The organism is Leucobacter iarius (genome assembly GCF_039530105.1).
Taxonomy (GTDB): Bacteria; Actinomycetota; Actinomycetes; order Actinomycetales; family Microbacteriaceae; genus Leucobacter; species Leucobacter iarius.
The window spans coordinates 205406-224398 of sequence record NZ_BAAAOB010000002.1; the positions used below are offsets into that span (position 1 = coordinate 205406).

The window sequence follows — 18993 nt, forward strand, 5'->3', positions numbered from 1 at the left end:
GATATTCCGCGAGATGACCGGTGTTCGCAGCGACTTCAGAGTGCGTCGAGCTCTTCGGGCAGGCTCGCCTCGGTGCCGGGGATGCCGCGCGACTCGGCCTCCTTGTCGGCCATCGCGAGCAGACGGCGGATCCGGCCGGCGATCGCGTCCTTGGTGAGGGGCGGATCGGCCCGGGCGCCGAGCTCGTCGAGGCTGGCCTCGCGGTGGCTCAGGCGGAGCGCACCGGCGTAGCGCAGGTGCTCGGGGGTCTCGTCGCCGAGGATCTCGAGCGCGCGCTCGACGCGGGCGCACGCGGCTACGGAGGCCTGGGCGGAGCGGCGGAGGTTGGCATCGTCGAAGTTGACGAGGCGGTTGGCGGTGGCCCGGGTCTCGCGCGCCTTGCGCAGCTCGTCCCAGGCGGCGCGGGCGTCGACGGCGCCCATGGCGCTCAGCATCTCGCCGATCGCCTCGCCGTCGCGCACGAGCACCTTGTGCTGGCCGCGGATGTCGCGGCTCTTGGCGGCGATGCCGAGGCGGCCCGCGGCGCCCACGAGCGCCATGGTCGTCTCGTTCGTCGGGCACACGACCTCGAGGCTCGCCGAGCGGCCGGGCGGGGTGACCGAACCGCGCGCCAGGAACGCACCGCGCCAGATGGCGGCGAGCTCGGGCTGCGAACCGGTGGTCAGGCGGTTGGGCAGGCCACGGATGGGACGGCGGCGGGGATCCATGAGGCCCAGCTGGCGGGCGATGGTCTCGCCGTCGAGCACGCGGACGAGGAACTGCGGGGCGCCGGGGCGGGTGCTCGATGCGGGGAGCTGCATGGCGTCCGAGCGGACGCCGTAGATCTCGGCCAGGTCCTTGCGGACGCGCTGCACGATCGCGGGGGTGTGCAGTTCGGCCTCGAGGGCGATGCGCCCCGAGATGGTGTGGAGTCCCCCGGAGAGCCGCAGGATCGTCGCCAGCTCCGATACACGCTCGCTGGTGCGCTGCGGGACAACGCGGACGAGCTCGGTTTTGACGTCGGGGGTCGATGGCACGAAAAGGATCCTCTCGAAGGGATGCGGATGAGATGACAGACTGCTGGCCGGGAACGGCCGGCGGACTACTCGCGACCGAGGTCGCGGTGGCGCAGACTCACGCTCACGCCGGGCACCCCGGCGAGGCGGTCTGCGAGCTCGCGGGCCATGGCGACCGAGCGGTGCTTACCGCCCGTGCAGCCGACCGCGAGCGACACATGTCGCTTGTTCTCGCGCTGGAATCCGGCGAGGACCGGTTGCAGCGCGGCGACGTAGTGCTCGAGGAACTCGGCCGCCCCCTCGCGGCTGAGTACGTAGTCCTTCACCTCGGCATCGACGCCGGTGAGGGGGCGGAGCTCGGGCTCCCAGAACGGATTGGGGATGAAGCGCATGTCGACCATCAGGTCGACGTCGGTCGGAGCCCCGTACTTGAAGCCGAAGCTCTGCACCGACAGCTGCAGGCCGGGTGTGTCCTCTGCTGAGAACATCTCTCGCGTGGCCGTCGACAGGTCGTGCACGTTGTAGCGCGAGGTGTCGATGACGACGTCGCTGGAGGCGCGCAGCTCCTGCAGCCGCTCGCGCTCGAGCCGGATGCCGTCGAGCAGGCTGCCTTCGGCCTGGAGCGGGTGCGGGCGTCGCACCGCCTCGTAGCGACGCACCAGGATGTCGTCCGTGGCGTCGAGGAACACGACGCGGACGGTCGCGTGCTCGCGGAGCTCGGCGACGGTCTGCTGGATGTCGTCGAACAGGTCGCGCCCGCGCACGTCGATCACGGCGACGATCTTGGGCAGTGCGCCGCCCGATCGATCGGCCATGTCGGCCAGCGTCTTGAGCATGGGGAGCGGGAGGTTGTCGACCACGTACCAGCCGAGGTCTTCCAGGGCGTTCGCGACCGTGGACCGGCCGGCCCCCGACATTCCGGTGACGATGAGGATCTCTTGTCCGGGTGCGTGCTCGCTCACTCGCCGTCCTCCTCCGATGTCTCAGCCGATTCTCCGCCCACCAGCTTACCGGCTGCTGGGGCATGCACGTGCCGATGGATCTGCTCGGCGAGCTGATCCCCCACTCCGGGGGCGCTCGCGATCTCCTCCGGGCTCGCGGCGCGGAGCCGCGCGACCGACCCGAAATGCTTGAGCAGCGCCTGCACCCGCTTGGGCCCGAGCCCCGGGATCTCGCTGAGCTGGCTGCTGATGGCGGTGCTGCGCCGCTGCCGCTGGAAGGTGATCGCGAAGCGGTGGGCTTCGTCTCTGATGCGCTGCACGAGGAACAGGGATTCGCTGGTGCGGGGCAGGATCACCGGGAACGGATCGTCGGGCAGCCACAGCTCCTCGAGCCGTTTGGCGACCCCGCAGAGCGCCACGTCGGTGATGCCGGCCTCGCGCAGGGCGCGCTGCGCGGCCGCGACCTGCGGCTCGCCGCCGTCGACGATCAGGAGCTGGGGCCGGTCCCGGTACCTCCCGCTGGGCGGCTCCCCCGCCTCGGCCGCGGCGTTGAGCTGAGCGGCTCGGCGCGAGACGACCTGGTAGATCGAATCGGTGTCGTCGGTCGTCTGCTCGATGCGGTACTTGCGGTAGGCGCCCTTCGCGGGAAGGCCGTCCTCGAACACCACGAGCGAGGCGACGACGCCGGTGCCCTGCAGGTGCGAGACGTCGATGCACTCGATGCGCAGCGGCGCCTCGCCCATGTCGAGCCCCTCCTGCAGCTCGGCGAGCGCATCGGTGCGCGCGGTGATGTCGGCCGCGCGCTTGAGCTTGTGGCGCAGCAGGTTCTCGCCCGCGTTCAGCAGTGCGCGATTCATGAGCTGCGCCTTGTCGCCCCGCTCGGGCACCTGGATCCGCACCTTGCCGCGGCGCGGGCGATTCGCCCGGAGCGCCTCTTCGAGCGCGGGCAGGTCGGCGGGCATGGTCGACACGAGAATCGTCGCGGGGGCTTCGTGACCGTCGTCGTAGGCGGACTGAATCACCTGCTCGAGGAGCGTCCCGGGCGAGTCGTCCAGTTCGACGTCGACGATCCAGCTCCGCTCGCCGCGAATGCGTCCGCCGCGGATGATGAACTGATGCGCCGCGGCCGAGAGCTCGTCGGACTTCAGCCCGAACACGTCGAGCTCGACGTCGAGGCCGAGCACGATCGCGTTCTTCTCGAGCACGTGCTCGACCGCGTGCACCTGGTCGCGCAGGCGCGCGGCGTCCTCGTAGCGCTGCTCGGCGGCCGCGTCGCGCATGGCGTGCTGCAGCTGCTTGAGGTGGCTGGTGTCGCCGCCGGCGAGGAACGCGACGAGTTCGTCGACCCGTTCCCGGTGCGCTTCCATCGTGATCTTGCCCGAGCAGGGTCCGTTGCAGCGGCCGATCTGCCCGGCGAGGCAGGGTCGACCCGAGTCCATCGCCCGCTTGTAGTCGGCGTCGTTGCAGGTGCGGATCGGGAACGCCTGCTGCAGCAGGGTCGTGGTCTCGCGGAGCGCCCAGACCTTCGGATAGGGCCCGAAGTACCGGGCGCCGCGGATCTTCTCGTTGCGCGTGATGATCAGGCGCGGAGCGTCCTCGCGCAGTGTGACCGCGAGGTAGGGGTAGGTCTTGTCGTCCTTGAACTGGACGTTGAACGGCGGCTTGTACTCGGTGATCCAGGTGTGCTCGAGCACGAGCGACTCGGTGTCGGTCGCGACGACCGTCCAGTCGAGCTGCGCCGCGAGGGTGAGCATGCGCTGGGTCCGCGGCATGAGCGCGTGCATCGGCTGGAAGTAGTTCGCGAGACGGGCCCGCAGGTTCTTCGCCTTACCGATGTAGAGCACGCGCCCGTGCCGGTCCGAGAACCGGTAGACGCCGGGCGTGGTGGGGATCTCACCCTGCGCCGGTCGGAACGCCGCGCGGTGATCGCCCTCGATCATCAGTGCTTCGCCAGCATCTCGGCGAGGAACTGCCCCGTGTAGCTCTCCTCGACCTTCGCGATCTGCTCGGGCGTGCCGGTCGCGAGGATCGTGCCGCCGCCGGAGCCGCCCTCGGGTCCGAGGTCGATGATCCAGTCGGCGCTGCGGATCACGTCGAGGTTGTGCTCGATCGTGATGACCGTGTTGCCCTTGTCGACCAGGCCGTTGAGCACGAGCAGCAGCTTGCGCACGTCCTCGAAGTGCAGACCGGTGGTGGGCTCGTCGAGCACGTAGATGCTGCGCCCGTTGGAGCGCTTCTGCAGCTCGGTCGCGAGCTTCACGCGCTGCGCCTCGCCGCCCGAGAGGGTGGTCGCGCTCTGGCCGAGCCGCACGTAGCCGAGTCCGACGTCGACGAGGGTCTTGAGGTAGCGATGAATGCTCGAGATCGGTTCGAAGAACTCGGCGGCCTCGGCGATCGGCATCTCGAGGACCTCCGAGATGTTCTTGCCCTTGTAGCGGACCTGCAGGGTCTCGCGGTTGTAGCGGGATCCGCCGCAGACCTCGCACGCGACGTAGACGTCGGGCAGGAAGTTCATCTCGATCTTGATCGTGCCGTCGCCCGAGCAGGCCTCGCAGCGGCCGCCCTTGACGTTGAAGCTGAATCGGCCGGCGAGGTATCCGCGGGTCTTGGCCTCGGGCGTGTCGGCGAAGAGCGTACGGATCTTGTCGAAGACGCCCGTGTAGGTGGCCGGGTTGGAGCGCGGGGTGCGCCCGATGGGCGCCTGGTCGACGTGGACGACCTTGTCGAGGTGCTCGAGTCCGGTGACGCGGGTGTGCTTGCCGGGCACCATGCGGGCGCCGTTGAGCTGGTTGGCGAGCACCCGGTAGAGGATGTCGTTGACGAGGGTCGACTTGCCCGAGCCGCTGACGCCCGTGACCGCGGTCATGATGCCGAGCGGGAAGGTCGCGTCGACGTTCTGCAGGTTGTTGGAGCGGGCCCCGACGACCTTGAGCTCGCGGCCGCGCTCGCGCTTGCGCCGCTTCTTGGGGGTCCCGATGGCGCGCCGACCCGCGAGGAAGTCGCCCGTGATCGATTCCCGGTTGTCGAGCAGCGAGGCGTAGTCGCCCGAGTGCACGACGGTGCCGCCCTCGACGCCCGCGCCGGGCCCGATGTCGACGATCCAGTCGGCCGCCTCGATCGTCTCCTCGTCGTGCTCGACCACGATGAGCGTGTTGCCCAGGTTGCGGAGCTTGACCAGCGTCTCGATGAGGCGCCGGTTGTCGCGCTGGTGCAGGCCGATCGACGGCTCGTCGAGCACGTACAGCACACCGGTGAGGCCGGAGCCGATCTGGGTCGCGAGGCGGATGCGCTGGGCTTCGCCGCCCGACAGGGTGCCCGCGGCGCGCGCGAGGGTGAGGTACCCCAGCCCGACCTCGATGAGGAAGTCGAAGCGGAGCCGGATCTCCCGCAGCACCTGGGCCGCGATCTTGGCCTCGCGCTCGGTGAGCTCGACCTGCTGGAAGAAGCGCTGCGCATCGCTCAGGCTGTAGTCGCCGACGCTCGCGATGGACTCGCCGTCGATGGTGACCGCGAGGACCTCGGGCTTGAGCCGCTGGCCGTTGCAGGCGTGGCAGGGCACTTCGCGGAGGAACTCGGCCCAGCGTTCGCGGCGGTTGTCGGATTCCGCCTCGGCGTACTGGCGCTCGATGAACGGGATGACGCCTTCGAAGCCCGAGCTGTACTTCACCTCGCGACCGAAGCGGTTCTTCCAGCGCACGTTGACCTTGAAGTTATTGCCGTAGAGCACGGCGTCGCGCACCTCTTCGGGCAGCAGGCGCCAGGGCGTGTCGAGCGTGAAGCCCAGGTCGCGGGCCAGCCCGATGAGCAGCTTCTCGTAGTACTGGTAGAGGCTCTTGCCCTGGCTGGTCCAGGGGACGATCACGCCCTCCTCGATCGACAGGTCGGGATCGCCGAGCACCAGGTCCTCGTCGACCGACATGCTGGTGCCGAGCCCCGAGCAGGTGGGGCAGGCGCCGAAGGGCGCGTTGAACGAGAAGGTGCGGGGCTCGATCTCGGTGAGGGAGACGGGGTGCCCGTTGGGGCAGCTCAGCTTCTCGCTGAACGTGCGGCTGCGGTCGGCGGCGCCCGCCTCGCGGTCGACGTAGTCGATGGTGACGAGTCCGTCCGCGAGCTTGAGCGCCGTCTCGAGCGAGTCGGTGAGGCGACCGAGCCCGTCGGGGCTGGCCACGAGGCGGTCGATCACGACCGAGATGTCGTGCTTGACCTGCTTCTTGAGGGTCGGCGGGTCGGAGAGCTGCACCATCTCGCCATCGACCAGCGCACGGGAGTACCCGCCCGCCGCGAGGTCCTGGAAGAGGTCGACGAATTCGCCCTTCTTCTTGCTGACGATCGGCGCGAGCACCTGGTAGCGGGTGCGCTCGGGCAGCTCCATGAGCGTGTCGGCGATCTGCTGCACGGTCTGCGACGCGATGCGCTCACCGCACACGGCGCAGTGAGGCACGCCGACGCGCGCCCAGAGCAGACGCATGTAGTCGTAGATCTCGGTGATGGTGCCGACGGTCGAGCGCGGATTGCGGTTGGTCGACTTCTGGTCGATGGAGACCGCGGGGCTCAGACCCTCGATGAAATCGACGTCGGGGCGGTCGACCTGCCCGAGGAACTGACGGGCGTAGGCGCTCAGGCTCTCGACGTAGCGGCGCTGGCCCTCGGCGAAGATCGTGTCGAATGCGAGGCTCGACTTGCCGCTGCCCGAGAGGCCGGTGAAGACCACCATCGAGTCGCGGGGAATCGCCAGATCGACGTTGCGCAGGTTGTGCACCCGCGCGCCCTGCACACTGATGTGCGCATGGGCCGAGCTGGAGCGGACTGGGGTGGTTTCGCGCTTCGAGGTCACCCGACTATCTTATCGAATCCGAGCCAGATATTCGAATACATGTACGAACAGAAGCGTGCGCCCCCGCGCTTCCGCCCCGTGTCCGATTCGTTCAAGACGGGACCGGGTCGACGCTCATAGGCTGAGCGCATGACACTCGCATTCGACTTCATCGGCATCGTGACGGCGGACCTCCCGGCGTCCCTCAGTTTCTACCGAACGCTCGGCCTCGACATCCCGGATGGGCAGGACGATGCGCCCCACGTCGAGACGGTGCTGCCCGGCGGCATGACGCTCGCCTGGGACCCGGTCTCGACCGTGCGGTCGTTCCGCCCGGACTTCGAGCTGCCGACCGGCGAGAACCGGATCGGCTTCGCGTTCAGCGCGGCCACGCCGGCCGAGGTGGATCGCGTCTATGCCGAGATCGTGGACCGGTTCCCCGCCGCGGCGTCGATGGCTCCGTGGGATGCCCCGTGGGGGCAGCGCTACTCGACGGTGCTCGATCCCGACGGCAACTCGATCGACATCTACGCGCCGCTCGCCGCCGAGCCCGCGGCCTGACCCCCGTCGGTGCGGTTCCGGGACGGAGCCGCACCGACGTTCGCCGCGACGAATCGCGCCGGCGTGGTTCCGACGATGCGGCCGAACTCGCGCGTGAGGTGGGCCTGGTCGCTGTAGCCGGTGCGGGTCGCCGCGGCCTCGACGGCGATCCCGGCACCGAGCAGACCGCGCGCGCGTTCGGCGCGCAGCACTCTGCGCAGCGCCGTGTAGCCGTAGCCGAAGTGCAGCAGCATACGGCGCTGCAGCTGCCGTTCGGAGTAGCCGAGGCGCGCGGCCGCTTCGGTGACGGTCGCACCTCGTCGGGCCATGCGGAGCGCCTCGGCGGTCCAGTCGAGTGCGCCGAGTTCGAACGGTTGCGCGGAGCGGGCGCGGAGCGCGATGCGCGGGTCCGTGCCGGGCCGCTCCCCCGCTGCGGTTCTGACGGAATCACCGAGTGCGCGCAGGAGTCGTTCGCCACGACGTCGCACCTCGGGCGCCAGCGCGTCGGCTGCGGGTACCAGGCTGTCGCGCAGTTCGGACGCATCGAGTTCGAGCGCCCGGCCGGCGAGTCCGGGTGCGAAGCGGAGCCCGATCGTTGCGCCGTGGATGCTGCCTCTGCCGAGGAGCCAGCGCGTCGATGGGCCGGCGACCACGAGTTCGTCGTCCCGCAGGATGATGTCGGCGCTGCCGTCGGCGGGGATCACCGTGGGCGCACCGACGCCGACCGAGCGCTCGGAGCGCCAGAGCACTCCGAGCCCGGGGAGCTCGACTTCGCGGTACACGGCGGCGCCTCTGCTCTAGCGGTGCCCGGCCTGGTCCATGCTGCGCAGTTCGCGCTTGAGTTCGGACACCTCGTCGCGGAGGCGCGCCGCGAGCTCGAACTTGAGCTCCTCGGCGGCGGTGAGCATCTGCTGGGTGAGGTCGGCGATGAGCTCCTCGAGCTGGGCCGCACCCTCGCCCGCGATCGCTCCGGCCCGCGCCGCAGCCTTGCCCTTCGCCCGCTGCGGCGAGACCGCCTTGCGCTGCGCGTGGGCGCCGGTGCGCGAGAGCACGTCCTCGGTGTCGGCCGCCTCGCGCGCGAGGAGCTCGGTGATGTCGCCGATCTTCTTGCGCAGCGGGGTCGGGTCGATGCCGTGCTCGGCGTTGTAGGCGAGCTGCTTCTCGCGGCGGCGGTCGGTCTCGTCGATGGCCTCGCGCATGGAGCGGGTGATCTTGTCGGCGTACATGTGCACCTCGCCCGAAACGTTTCGGGCGGCGCGGCCGATGGTCTGGATGAGCGAGGTCGAGGATCGGAGGAAGCCCTCCTTGTCGGCATCGAGGATCGAGACGAGCGACACCTCGGGCAGGTCGAGGCCCTCGCGCAGCAGGTTGATGCCGACGAGCACGTCGAAGATGCCCGCGCGCAGTTCGGTGAGCAGCTCGACGCGTCGAAGGGTGTCGACGTCGGAGTGCAGGTAGCGGACCCGGATGCCGGCCTCTTCCATGAAGGTGGTCAGCTGCTCGGCCATCTTCTTGGTGAGGGTGGTGACGAGCACGCGCTCGTCGCGCTCGGCGCGGATGCGGACCTGCTCCAGCAGGTCGTCGATCTGGCCTTCGCTCGGCTTCACGACGATGCGCGGATCGATGAGCCCGGTCGGGCGGATGATCTGCTCGACGATGCCGTCCGCGCGTTCCATCTCGTACTTGCCGGGGGTCGCCGAGAGGTAGACGACCTGGCCGACCCGTTCCTGGAACTCGGAGAACTTGAGCGGCCGGTTGTCGAGCGCGCTCGGCAGGCGGAAGCCGTGCTCGACCAGGGTCCGCTTGCGCGAGGCATCGCCCTCGTACATCGCGCCGATCTGCGGCACCGTGACGTGCGACTCGTCGATGACGACGAGGAAGTCGTCGGGGAAGTAGTCGAGCAGGCAGTGCGGCGCCTCGCCGGGCTGCCGGCCGTCGATGTGACGCGAGTAGTTCTCGATGCCCGAGCAGAATCCGATCTGCTCCATCATCTCGAGGTCGAAGGTGGTGCGCATGCGCAGGCGCTGCTCCTCGACGAGCTTCGTCTGCTCCTTCAGCTCGCGGGTGCGCCAGTCGAGTTCTTCGGTGATGGTGCCCATGGCGCGGTTCATGACCTGACGGCTGGCGACGTAGTGGGATCCCGGGAACACCGACACGGCGTCGACCTGGCGGATGACCTCGCCCGTGAGCGGGTGCAGGTAGTAGAGCGCCTCGATTTCGTCGCCGAAGAATTCGATGCGGATCGCGTTCTCCTCGTACATGGGGATGATCTCGACCGTGTCGCCGCGCACGCGGAAGTTGCCGCGCACGAACTCGATGTCGTTGCGCTGGTACTGCATGTCGACGAAACGCCGCAGCAACACGTCGCGGTCGAGGCGGTCGCCGACGACCAGCGGCACCATCGCCTCGTAGTACTCCTCGGGCTTGCCGAGACCGTAGATGCAGGAGACGGTGGAGACCACGACCACGTCGCGCCGGCTCAGCAGCGCGTTCGTGGTCGAGTGCCGCAGACGCTCGACCTCGGCGTTGACCGACGAGTCCTTCTCGATGAAGGTGTCGGTCTGCGGCACGTAGGCCTCGGGCTGGTAGTAGTCGTAGTAGCTGACGAAGTACTCGACCGCGTTGTTGGGCAGCAGGCTGCGGAACTCGTTCGCCAACTGCGCCGCGAGGGTCTTGTTGTGCGCGAGCACCAGCGTGGGACGCTGCACCTCTTCGATGAGCCACGCCGTGGTCGCCGACTTGCCCGTGCCCGTCGCGCCGAGCAGCACGACGTCGGTCTCGCCGGCGTTGATGCGCTGCGCCAGCTCGGCGATGGCCTGCGGCTGATCGCCGCTCGGCTCGTATTCGCTGATGACCTCGAACGGGCGCACACTACGTGTCGGTTCCATGCGTTCGAGGCTACTCCGTACCACTGACATCGAGGCCCTGGATACACTCGACCCCATGCGTTCCGAGTCTCCCCGTCTCGCGGTGCTCGGTCCCGTTCGACTCGACGGCCGGGATCCCGGCGGCCCGATGATCCGGGCGCTCCTCGTCGCCCTCGCCCTCGAACCGGGCGGCGCTCCCCGTTCGGTCGATGCGCTCTCCGCCGATATCTGGGGCGACGACCTCCCGCACAATCCGAAGGCATCGCTGCAGAGCCTCGTCTCCCGAGCACGAGCCGCCGGCGACGGCGGCATCATCACGACCCTCCCGGGCGGATACGCCCTCGAGCGTTCCTGGAGCGACGGCGCGCGGCGAATCCCCGGGGCGCGCAGCGATCTCGACCTCGCCCGCGATGTCCTGGAGCACCCGGACGGCGGCGACCGCAGCGTCCGCGATCCGGCCGACCGGGTGCGGGCCCTCGACGCGGCGCTGATGCTCTGGACCGGGGAACCCGGCCATGACCTCGCCGACTCCCCCGTCGCGGAGGACCTCCGGGTCGCAGCCGCCCGTCTGCACGACCGTCTGCGCACCGAACGGGCGCGAGCGCTCGCGACGACCGGGCGAACCGACGACCTCGACGCGGCAGCGCGCGAGCTTCGCGCGCTGCTCCCGGCGCACCCGCTCGACGAGCAGCGGCACGTCGAACTCATGGAACTGCTCGTCCGCGCCGGACGCGCCGCCGACGCGCTCGCGGTCCACGCGGAGTTCCGCACGCGTCTCCGCGACGAGCTCGGAGCTTCGCCGAGCACCGCGATCACCGAGCTCAACGCCCGGATCCTGCGCGGCGAGGGTGGACCCGACGCGCCTCGCGACCGTCCCGGAAACGCCTCCGCCGCAGCCGCGAGCGGCGCGGCGGGCGGCACCGCCCGCAGGGATCCCATCAGGATCGGGCTCCCCGTCGCCCTGAGCCCGCTCATCGGCCGCGACTCCGATATCGACGAGACCTCCGCGCTGCTCCGCGCCCACCGGCTCGTCACCGTCCTCGGGGCCGGCGGCCTCGGCAAGACCCGCCTCGCCGCAGCCGTCGCCACGGCCTCCGACGCTCCGTCCGTCGTCTTCGTGCCGCTCGCGGGCGCACGCGAATCCGCGGACGTGCTCCCCGCCATCGGCGGAGCGCTCGGCATCAGCGAGACCACCACGAGCACGCGGCTCGCCGACGCCCGCACGCAACCGGACCTCCGCCAGCGCGTGCTCTCCGCACTCGGCGAACGCGACACCCTGCTCGTCCTCGACAACTGCGAGCAGATCGTCTCGGGCGTCGCGTCGTGGGCGGCCGACGCGCTCGCCACGGTGCCCGGTCTGCGGATCCTCACGACGAGCCGCACCCCGCTCGCGCTCGCATCCGAGGTCTGCCGTCCCCTCGACCCGCTCGCCTACGACGAGGTCACCGGATCCGCGGTCCGGCTCTTCGTCGAGCGCGCCCGGGCCGTCAGACCGGGCGCGGATCTCCCGCTCGACGTCATCGCCCGCCTCTGCGCGCGCCTCGACGGCCTCCCGCTCGCGATCGAGCTCGCGGCCGCGCGGATCAGGACCATGAGCCCGGCGCAGATCGAGGCCCGGCTCGAGGATCGCTTCGCGCTGCTCACCGTCGGGGACCGCGCGGCACCCGAGCGGCACCGGACCCTCCAGGCCGTGATCGAGTGGAGCTGGGAGCTGCTCGAACCCGTCGACCGCCGTGCTCTGGCGATGCTCTCGGTGCTGCCGGGCGGCCTCTCGCTCGAGACCGCGATCGGCGTCCTGCGCTCCGGCGGCGTGTGCGCGAGCGAGACCGAGGTCGACGAGGTTCTCGACCGGCTCGTCTCGCAATCGCTGCTCGTGGTGTTCGAGGACGCGGGATCCGGCACGATCCGCTTCCGCATGCTCGAGACGGTCCGCGAGTTCGGCCTCGCCCGGCTCCGGCTCGACGGTGTCGAGGACGCGGCCTGGGACGCGGTGCTCGGCTGGGGGCGCGGTTTCGCGGACGCACGATCCCCGGGGATCTTCGCGCTGCCCGGATCGCTCGGAGCCCCGGCCTACCGGGTCATCCGGGCCGAGCAGGACAACCTGCTCGCGGCCCTGCGCCGCGCGGTACGCGACGACCGCCGCCGGGAGGCAGTGCTGCTGCTCGGCGTGCTGGCGCAGTCCTGGACGGTTCGCGGAGCGTTCACCGAGTTCACCCGCACCGCGTCCGAGGTCTTCGACGTCATCGCGCGCGCCGCACGCCGGACGGACGGCGCCGACGTCCCGGGCGACGCGCTCGCGCTCTGCCTGGCCACCTGCGCGGTCGGCCTCGGCAGCACCGATCCCGGCCGCGCCGTTCGCGCCATCGCGCTCCTGCGCCGGCTGCGCCGCCGCGATCCCGCGCTGAGCCCGCTGTGGCAGGGCGTCTCGCACATGCTCGAGTCCGGGCTCGATGCCGACGCGACCCGCACGGAGCTCGAGGCGCTGCGGTCCGGCCCGGACGCCGACGCCCGACTCTTCGCCGAGATGCTCGTCGCGCAGCTCGCGGAGAACGACGGCGAGCCGGAGACCGCGCGCATCGCCGCCGAGCGCACCTGGCGGCTCGCGACGGCCGATGACGAACCGTGGATCGCGGCCATGGCCGCCCACTCGCTCGCGCAGCTCGCCAGCCAGTCCGCTCGGCCGGCCGAAGCGCTGCACTGGCTCGACATCGGCACCGCCGGATTCGAGGACTTCGGGGCCGAGGACGAGATGGGCGAGCGCGGCTGGCTCCGCGGCCTCGCGCTGATCTCGCTCGGACGCGCGGACGAGGCCGAGGCGATGTTCCGCGACCTCACCGGCGCGGTCGAGCGCACCGACGACGGCATGGGCCTCGCGTCGATCGGCTGGTTCGGCATCGCCGAGATCGAGCGGTCCCGCGGACGGTTCGACGACGCGATCGTGAGCTTCGGCCGTGCCATCTCCGAGTTCCGCGAGAACGATCAGCGCGCATCCCCCTGGTACCTGATCGCGCTGGCGGGCTACGTCTCGGCCGCCTGCATCGACGGCTCGCTGCCGCCCGCCGAGCAGGCCCGGCTGGCTGCGAAACTGCGCGCCCGAACCATCGCGGTGCAGCGGCTCCTCGTGCTGCAGCGCCTGCGCTCCGTCTACGTCGATCGCCCGGTGCTCGGCACCGCGCTCACCGGCTGGTCGTCCTGGGCCATCGGGATCCCCGAGTTGCGGGAGCGCGGCCTCGAGGCGCTCGCCCTCGCGGAGCTGCTGGGCGCGCGCCAGGATCAGCCCTGCCTCGCGCTCGAACTGCACCGCACGCGTGCCGCGCGCCTCGTCGGGGCCGATGCGGTCGAGCGGGCGCGCGCCCGGGCGCGCGCGCTGAGCGCGGACGAACGGGTGCCCCGAGCATTCACCGTGCTCGGGGCACCCGTCCCGTCGGTCTGATCCGGCCCCCGGATCCCGAATGCCGGATCCCGACTCAGGCCTTGCGCATGTAGGCCCGCACCGTCAGCGGGGCGAAGATCACGACGATCACCGCGGCTCCCAGCAGCGACACCCAGAGGTCCGCGCCGACCGTGCCGGAGTTCGCGAGGTCGCGCACCGCGGTGACGAGGTGCGACACCGGGTTGATGTCGGCGAACCAGCGCAGCCAGTCGGGCAGGGTGTTCGCCGGCACGAAGGCGTTCGACAGGAACGTCAGCGGGAACAGGATCAGCATCGAGATGCCCTGCACGCTCGACGCGGTGCGCGCGATCACGCCGAAGAAGGCGAAGATCCAGCTGATCGCCCAGGAGCAGGCGATCACGAGCAGACCGGCGAGCACGACCCCGCCGAGGCCGCCGCCGGGCCGGTAGCCCATGAGGAAGCCGACGAAGAAGGTCATGGTCGTGGCGATCGTGTACCGGACCGTATCAGCGAGCAGCGCCCCCGAGAGCGGGGCGATGCGCGCGATCGGGAGCGAGCGGAACCGGTCGAACACGCCCTTGTCCATGTCCTCGCGCAGCTGGGTGCCGGTGACGACCGAACCCGTGATCACGGTCTGCACCAGGATCCCGGGGATCAGCAGCGGCAGGTACTTCTGCACGTCGCCGGAGATCGCACCGCCGAAGATGTACGCGAACATCAGCGTGAAGATGATCGGCTGGACCGTGACGTCGACGAGCTGCTCCGGCGTGCGGCGGATCTTGACGAGCCCGCGGTAGGCCATCGTGAACGTGTTCGCGATGGACTGGCTCAGGCTGGTGTGGTTCTTGAGATCCCGCTCGGCGGCGGGGACGATGCGTTCGAGGGTGGCGGTGCTCATGCTCGGACCTCCTGGAGTTCGGCGGCGGCCGATTCCGCCTGGTCGGCGGCATCGTGCCCGGTGATGGCGAGGAAGACCTCGTCGAGGGTCGGCTTCTGCACGCTCATCTCGACGAGGGGGATCCCCTCCTCGCGAAGGGTGATCAGCAGATCGGCGACGCGGTCCGCGTCGGCCATGGGTGCGGTGAGGCGGGATCCTTCAGGCGACGGTGCCGCGGTGACGCCGAGCACCCGCTGGATCGCGCGCGCGGCGGTCTCCAGGTCGGATCCGAGCACGGCTCCCCCGTCGCGTCCGCCGATGCGCAGCTGCAGCGATGAGGTACCGACCGAGCTCTTCAGCTCGTCCGGCGTGCCCTCGGCGACGACACGGCCGCGGTCGATCACGGCGATGCGGTCGGCCAGCTGATCGGCCTCATCGAGGTACTGCGTCGTGAGCAGCACGGTCGATCCGGTCGCGACGAGCTCGCGGATCGTGTCCCACATCTGCCCACGGGTGCGGGGGTCGAGGCCGGTGGTGGGTTCGTCGAGGAAGATGAGCGGCGGCTGCGCGATGAGCGAGGCCGCGAGATCGAGCCGGCGGCGCATGCCCCCCGAGAACTTCTTCAGGGGGCGCTTCGCCGCCTCGGTCAGGCCGAAGCGCTCGAGCAGGTCGACGGCCTTCGCTCGGGCCTCGAGCCGCGAGAGGCCGAGCAGGCGTCCGAAGATGATCAGGTTCTCGGTGGCCGACAGCGTCTCGTCGACCGACGCGTACTGGCCGGTCACGCCGATCAGCTGCCGCACGACCTGCGGCTCGCGGACGACGTCGTGTCCGAATACCCGGGCGCTGCCGCCGTCGGGACGGAGCAGCGTCGCGAGCATGCTGATGGTGGTGGTCTTGCCGGCGCCGTTCGGGCCGAGCACGCCGTAGATGGATCCCGCGGCCACGCGGAGGTCGACGCCGTCGACCGCCCGGTTGTCGCCGAACACCTTGACGAGCCCATCGGCCTCGACGGCCCATTCGTTCAGTGGTGATGTCATGCGGCAAGCCTCGCGGGGGCCGCTGTCACCGCGCTGTCGCGCCGCTGTCATGCTCTGCCGTGCACGGTCATGCTCGGCCGCGCTTCGCGCCGACCGAACGCCGCGGGAGAACTCGGACTGGCGCTCGGAGCGCCGGGGTGCTTCGATGAGGCCATGACGTCGATCGCCTCGCGTCTCGGACGCACTCCGCTGCTCGTGCTCGTCCTGCTGCTCGCCGCGTGCTCCGGCGCGCCCGCCGATCCGCCACCCGCGCCTTCCGCATCGGGATCCGGCGTGCTGCCGACCGAGGATCGGCTGCGGGCCGCGCTCGAGTCCGCGCTGGCGGGTTCGGGCGTACCCGGCGGTGCAGTCGTCGTCACCGATGCCGACGGCGGCTCGACGACCGCGATCTTCGGCGAACGCGCCCCCGGCGAACCGGTGACGGCGGACACGCGCTTCGCCTACCGGAGCATCACCAAGTCGTTCGTGGGCACGGTGATCCTGCAGCTCGCCGACGAGAAGCGGCTGTCGCTCGAGGATCCGGTGTCGAAGTACGTCGCCGGGGTCCCGAACGGCGACCGGATCACCATCGCCGAGCTCGGCGACATGCGGTCCGGGCTCGCGAACTACTCGGCGAGGCCCGGCCTCGGCGCGATGCTCAGCAAGGATCCGGCTCGCGACCCGAAGACCTCGGAGCTGCTCGCGCTCTCCTACGCAGTGAAGCCCGTCGCGCCCGGCACCGCCTACGAGTACTCGAACACGAACACCCTGCTGCTCGGCGAGGTGATCCGGAAAGTCACCGGGGACGATTGGGCCACGGCCGTCGATCAGCGTCTGCTGCGCCCGCTGAAGCTGGAGAGCGTGCGCACCGGTTTCGTCGCGGGGAGCGAGAACGCGGCGGGATTCCAGCTCGCCGACGGCAAGATCGTCGAGCAGCTGCCCGTGGTCGCGCCCGGGTGGTTCGGCGCGGCGGGCGGACTCACCGGCAACGCCGCCGACCTCGCCGCCTGGGGGCGTTCGCTGGGTTCGGGGTCGCTCGTCTCGCAGGGCGCCCAGCGGTGGCGCCTGGAGCAGTTCGGCTCGACCGCGGACGACCCGGCGAGCCCGCTCTACGACGACTACGGCTTCGCGATGGGCCGCATCTCGGGCTGGATCGGCCACACCGGCACAGGACTGGGCTTCCAGGGCCTCGTCATGTACGACCCCGCGACGCAGCACGTCATCGCGGTGCTGATCAACGGCACCGGCGAGAACCCGGATCTCCCCGTCACCGTGTTCCAGGCGGTGCGCACTCTCTAGGCCGGGTGCCCTGCCCGGGTTCCGAAGGAGATCCGGGTTCAGAAGGACGGATCGTCCCCGAACTCTCCTATCGAAGCCGGATCTCCTCCAGAACCACCGCGATCAGCTCCCCCACCAGCCCCGCGTAGTCGAGCCCCAGCGCGGCGTACATGCGCGGCACCTGCGACTGCTCGGTCATGCCCGGCGAGGTGTTGACCTCGTTCAGCACCACCCCGTCGTCGGTCGCGAAGAAGTCGAAGCGCGCGACTCCGGCGCAGCCGAGCGCCTCGTAGAGCAGCACGGCAGCCTGCCGGATCGCGCCCTCCTCGCGCGGATCGAGCGACGCGGGTATCCTGAACTCCGCGCTTCCGTCGTATTTCTCGGCCCGGTCGAACACCCCGCCGGGAACCACCCCGATCTCGAGCGTCGATCCGAGCCGCAGTCCACCGGACGCGTCCCGGAACACGGCGATGTCGACCTCGCGGCCGCGCACGTATTCCTCGACCAGCACCGTGTCGCCGAAGGCGCGGGCCTGCTCGACGGTCGCGACGAGGTCGGCGCGGTCCGCGACGACGAAGACCCCGTTGCTCGATCCCCCGGTGGTCGGCTTCACGACGAACGGCGGTCTGAGCTCCGAAGCGAACGCCGCCCCGGCGGGCGCCGCCCAACCGCCGGCCAGCGCGCCGCGGGAGGTGGCGATGCCGAGGTCGTCCGCGACGAGCTTCGTCGCCCACTTGTCCATCCCGAGCGCGCCCGCCCGCACCGGGGATCCGACGAAGGGGATCCCGGTCATGCGCAGCAGCCCGGCGATCGCGCCGTCCTCTCCGTCGACGCCGTGCAGCACCGGGAACGCGAGATCGCAGCCCGCGATGCGCCCGAGCGCCTCGTGCGCCGGCAGCCGCTGCCCGTCTTCGGCGAGCCAGTGCCCGTCCCGGGCGATCGTGAGCGGAACCGCTTCGAATCCGAGGGCCGCGACAGCGCGGACGACGGACGCCGCCGAGGCGATCGACACCTCGTGCTCATCGCTGGTCCCGCCGCCGATCACGGCGACTCGGGTGGTGGGGGTCTGCGTCATGCTGCTGCTCCTTGCGTGTGGTTCGAGGGTTCGATGGTGCGATGGATCCGCGGGATCCGGCTCCCGAGCCGGGTCACGATCTCGTGCGGGATCGTGCGCGCCCAGGCGGCCCACTCGGCGACGGTGGGTTCGCCCTCCGCACCGGGACCGAACACGGTCACCTGCTCGCCCGGCTGCAGCTGATCCTCGCCCGTGTCGACGACGACCATGTCCATCGAGAAGCGTCCGACGAGCGGCCTCCGGCGTCCGCGCACGAGCACCTCCGCACGGCCGGACGCCTCGCGGGGCAGCCCGTCGCCGTAGCCGACGGGGAGCAGCGCGAGGTGGGTGCGATCCGACGCGACGAAGTCGAGGCCGTAGCCGACACCCGTGCCGGCGCCCACCTCGCGCGAGGACACCACTCGTGAGGTGAGGGTGAGCGCGGGCTTCAGGAGGTCGGTGCTCGCCGACGGGTCGATCCCGAACAGTCCCGCACCGATCCGGTGCACGCCGAACCCGCCGCCCGCACCGGTGAGCGTCGCGGCCGTCGCGGCGAGGTGCGGCACGGCCGGCGCCAGCCCGCGCCGCGACGCGGTCCGGATCGCGTTCGCGAACACCAGCCGCTCGCGCGCGTTCTGCGGGTCCGCGGGGTCGTCGGCGCACGACATGTGCCCCATGATCCCGACCACCCGCACCGAGCCCGACGCCTCGACCTCGCGGGCGAGCGCGCAGAGCGGTGCCCAGTCGGCCGCGGCGCAGCCGTCGCGGGCCATGCCGACGTCGATGTGCAGGTGGATCCGCGCGGGCAACCCGGCGCGCACCGCACCGCGAACCACCGCCGCCAGCAGTTCGACGCTCGGTACCGCCAGGTCGATACGCCGCCGCACCGCCTCCTCGAAGTCCGCCTCGGGCGTGTTCAACCAGCTGAGGATCGGCGCGTCGACGCCGCCATCGCGCAGCGCCACGGCCTCATCGATCGAGGTGACGCCGATCGACTTCGCGCCGGCCTCGAGCACCGAGTGCGCGATGGCGCCGTGCCCGAACGCGTCGGCCTTCAGCACGGCCATGAGCCGATCGCCGGTCAGGCGCGCGAACGCGGCGGTGTTCTCGCGGATCGCGTCGTCGTGCACGATGAGTTCGGAGACGGTTGGCTGCATGTGCAGCAGTCAAGCGGGTTCGATGTTGCCGCAGCCTATGCCGCTTTCGATACGCGGACGG

The 18993-nt window shown here is 70.7% G+C and carries 13 protein-coding genes; 3 read left to right on the forward strand and 10 right to left on the reverse strand.

The window, feature by feature from the left end:
• Window positions 1-35: 35 nt before the first annotated feature.
• From whiA to uvrA, 4 genes are all read right to left on the reverse strand, one after another.
• Window positions 36-1016, reverse strand: coding sequence for a DNA-binding protein WhiA (whiA, locus tag ABD169_RS10250; protein ID WP_099724998.1), 981 nt, complete (start codon window positions 1014-1016; stop codon window positions 36-38).
• A 65-nt stretch (window positions 1017-1081) separates the two neighbouring features.
• A complete protein-coding gene (rapZ, locus tag ABD169_RS10255; RefSeq protein WP_046456694.1) occupies window positions 1082-1957 on the reverse strand; it encodes an RNase adapter RapZ in 876 nt (291 codons plus the stop codon).
• A complete protein-coding gene (gene uvrC / locus ABD169_RS10260) occupies window positions 1954-3876 on the reverse strand; it encodes an excinuclease ABC subunit UvrC (RefSeq protein ID WP_046456695.1) in 1923 nt (640 codons plus the stop codon). Before uvrC ends, rapZ begins: the two co-directional genes overlap by 4 nt.
• Window positions 3876-6770 (reverse strand): excinuclease ABC subunit UvrA, encoded by a 2895-nt coding sequence (gene uvrA / locus ABD169_RS10265; RefSeq protein WP_046456696.1) that lies wholly within the window; start codon window positions 6768-6770, stop codon window positions 3876-3878. Before uvrA ends, uvrC begins: the two co-directional genes overlap by 1 nt.
• 129 nt (window positions 6771-6899) lie before the next feature.
• Here uvrA and ABD169_RS10270 point away from each other — a divergent pair, with 129 nt between their 5' ends.
• Window positions 6900-7310, forward strand: coding sequence for a VOC family protein (locus ABD169_RS10270; protein WP_344032001.1), 411 nt, complete (start codon window positions 6900-6902; stop codon window positions 7308-7310).
• Here ABD169_RS10270 and ABD169_RS10275 read toward each other — a convergent pair.
• Entirely contained in the window at window positions 7277-8071 is a 795-nt protein-coding gene (locus tag ABD169_RS10275) for a helix-turn-helix domain-containing protein (RefSeq protein ID WP_344032003.1), read from the reverse strand. The genes ABD169_RS10270 and ABD169_RS10275 overlap by 34 nt on opposite strands.
• 15 nt (window positions 8072-8086) lie before the next feature.
• Window positions 8087-10177, reverse strand: a complete 2091-nt coding sequence (gene uvrB, locus ABD169_RS10280; protein ID WP_344032005.1) for an excinuclease ABC subunit UvrB — start codon at window positions 10175-10177, stop codon at window positions 8087-8089.
• A gap of 55 nt (window positions 10178-10232) precedes the next feature.
• Here uvrB and ABD169_RS10285 point away from each other — a divergent pair, with 55 nt between their 5' ends.
• A complete protein-coding gene (locus ABD169_RS10285; RefSeq protein WP_344032007.1) occupies window positions 10233-13589 on the forward strand; it encodes an AfsR/SARP family transcriptional regulator in 3357 nt (1118 codons plus the stop codon).
• A 34-nt stretch (window positions 13590-13623) separates the two neighbouring features.
• On the opposite strand, the gene ABD169_RS10290 is transcribed toward ABD169_RS10285, so the two are convergent.
• Both ABD169_RS10290 and ABD169_RS10295 read right to left on the reverse strand, forming a co-directional pair.
• Entirely contained in the window at window positions 13624-14448 is an 825-nt protein-coding gene (locus ABD169_RS10290) for an ABC transporter permease (protein ID WP_046456700.1), read from the reverse strand.
• On the reverse strand, window positions 14445-15464 hold the full coding sequence (locus ABD169_RS10295; protein ID WP_344032009.1) for an ATP-binding cassette domain-containing protein: 1020 nt from the start codon (window positions 15462-15464) through the stop codon (window positions 14445-14447). The genes ABD169_RS10290 and ABD169_RS10295 overlap by 4 nt, the downstream gene beginning before the upstream one ends.
• 153 nt (window positions 15465-15617) lie before the next feature.
• Between ABD169_RS10295 and ABD169_RS10300 the strand changes: the two genes are divergently transcribed.
• Entirely contained in the window at window positions 15618-16742 is a 1125-nt protein-coding gene (locus ABD169_RS10300; protein WP_344032011.1) for a serine hydrolase domain-containing protein, read from the forward strand.
• A gap of 67 nt (window positions 16743-16809) precedes the next feature.
• Here ABD169_RS10300 and ABD169_RS10305 read toward each other — a convergent pair whose 3' ends face one another.
• Window positions 16810-17796 carry a D-alanine--D-alanine ligase family protein gene (locus ABD169_RS10305; RefSeq protein ID WP_344032013.1) on the reverse strand — a complete coding sequence of 329 codons (987 nt, stop codon included), beginning with the start codon at window positions 17794-17796 and terminating at the stop codon, window positions 16810-16812.
• The gene (gene alr / locus ABD169_RS10310) at window positions 17793-18932 is read right to left on the reverse strand and encodes an alanine racemase (protein WP_344032015.1); all 1140 of its coding nucleotides are present in this window, start codon (window positions 18930-18932) and stop codon (window positions 17793-17795) included. The genes ABD169_RS10305 and alr overlap by 4 nt, the downstream gene beginning before the upstream one ends.
• Window positions 18933-18993 lie beyond the last annotated feature (61 nt).

Coding starts and splice junctions, on each gene's coding strand:
- ABD169_RS10270 (WP_344032001.1), top strand. CDS start 6,900: ATGACACTCGCATTCGACTTCATCGGCATCGTGACGGCGGACCTCCCG.
- ABD169_RS10285 (WP_344032007.1), top strand. CDS start 10,233: ATGCGTTCCGAGTCTCCCCGTCTCGCGGTGCTCGGTCCCGTTCGACTC.
- alr (WP_344032015.1), bottom strand. CDS start 18,932: ATGCAGCCAACCGTCTCCGAACTCATCGTGCACGACGACGCGATCCGC.
- ABD169_RS10290 (WP_046456700.1), bottom strand. CDS start 14,448: ATGAGCACCGCCACCCTCGAACGCATCGTCCCCGCCGCCGAGCGGGAT.
- ABD169_RS10305 (WP_344032013.1), bottom strand. CDS start 17,796: ATGACGCAGACCCCCACCACCCGAGTCGCCGTGATCGGCGGCGGGACC.
- ABD169_RS10295 (WP_344032009.1), bottom strand. CDS start 15,464: ATGACATCACCACTGAACGAATGGGCCGTCGAGGCCGATGGGCTCGTC.
- uvrB (WP_344032005.1), bottom strand. CDS start 10,177: ATGGAACCGACACGTAGTGTGCGCCCGTTCGAGGTCATCAGCGAATAC.
- uvrC (WP_046456695.1), bottom strand. CDS start 3,876: ATGATCGAGGGCGATCACCGCGCGGCGTTCCGACCGGCGCAGGGTGAG.
- ABD169_RS10300 (WP_344032011.1), top strand. CDS start 15,618: ATGACGTCGATCGCCTCGCGTCTCGGACGCACTCCGCTGCTCGTGCTC.